Below are 1,050 nucleotides of genomic sequence, written 5' to 3'. Positions count from 1 at the left end.
GGCTTGTGCATTAGCACCAAAGCTAAAACAGCCCAATGATAGGAGCCGTGTGCCTATTAATAAAACAATCCCTGCCGAAATCAAGCGAGGAGACAGATGAAAAAGCGATTTATTATAACAGGAATGATTACCCTTTTGGGGATGATAAATTTAACTCTAACGTCTAACTTTAGTTGGGGTTCTGGGACTCAAGGTTCAACTGTTAAAAGTCCTTTTTCAAAAGCAGAATATCTAGAAATTATTAAGTTGTTAGAACAACAAATTAAAACAAACGAAAACCAGATCGAAAACGCGAAAAAAATTCATCAGTCTATAACAGGAAATAGGATACAAAAACCAACAATAGGAGAAAACAAGAATTCTTTCATACAAGATTTGTCTTCTATCTACCCAAAAACACAGACAAACTACCAAAACATAACTACTGAGGAATTAAAAAAAAGATTTAATGAGATTATTCTCGAAGAGAAAAGGTATGGCTTCCAGCAGTTACCATATTACAAAATGCGCGAAATAATTAATACGCGTCTTAAATATAGTGGAATTGTCGAAAAAGCTGTAAGTTTTCAAACTTTCCAAGACGCAGAGAACCGCTTTAAACAAATGGACGATTTCTTAGATAAGATAAATAAAACAAAAGATCTCAAAGAAGTTTTCGAACTGCAAACACGCATCAAGACCATGTCAGCCATGATCCAAAATGAATATACAAAGCTACAAATGGTCAGAAATTTAAGCGATGACGAAGAGACTCTTATCGAAATACAAAAACGTAAATTGTACAGAAAAATTGTAGCCTCTAACTACAAAGATATGCCTAAAATAAGATCTAACCAATAAAGCTTTTTACAGCATTTGCTTTTTTTCATGAAAACAAAAACCGATGTAGAAGGTTCAGTACTCTCTGAACAATTAAGAGAGGCACAAAGGTTTTATCAAAGCCAAAATATCGTGCTGAAAACACTTAGATATGTATAAATAAAAACGAAGCGTTTAGCATATATCTATGTTCCAAGGTGATAAAAAGTTGAAAATTCGTTAAAGAGGAAT

At 33.2% G+C, this 1,050-nt stretch carries 2 protein-coding genes; both read left to right on the top strand.

Features of this window, described 5'->3' with window-relative positions:
* Positions 1-100: TrwH protein (locus ACFIMX_RS08975; protein WP_375694330.1), on the top strand; the 100-nt coding region annotated here is incomplete at its 5' end.
* Positions 97-840, top strand: a complete 744-nt coding sequence (locus ACFIMX_RS08970; protein WP_375694363.1) for a type IV secretion system protein — start codon at positions 97-99, stop codon at positions 838-840. The genes ACFIMX_RS08975 and ACFIMX_RS08970, both read left to right, overlap by 4 nt.
* Positions 841-1,050: the final 210 nt, after the last annotated feature.

This window comes from Bartonella sp. AD24XZML (genome assembly GCF_042196485.1).
Taxonomy (GTDB): domain Bacteria; phylum Pseudomonadota; class Alphaproteobacteria; order Rhizobiales; family Rhizobiaceae; genus Bartonella.
This window is presented reverse-complemented; position numbering and strand designations above follow the sequence as displayed.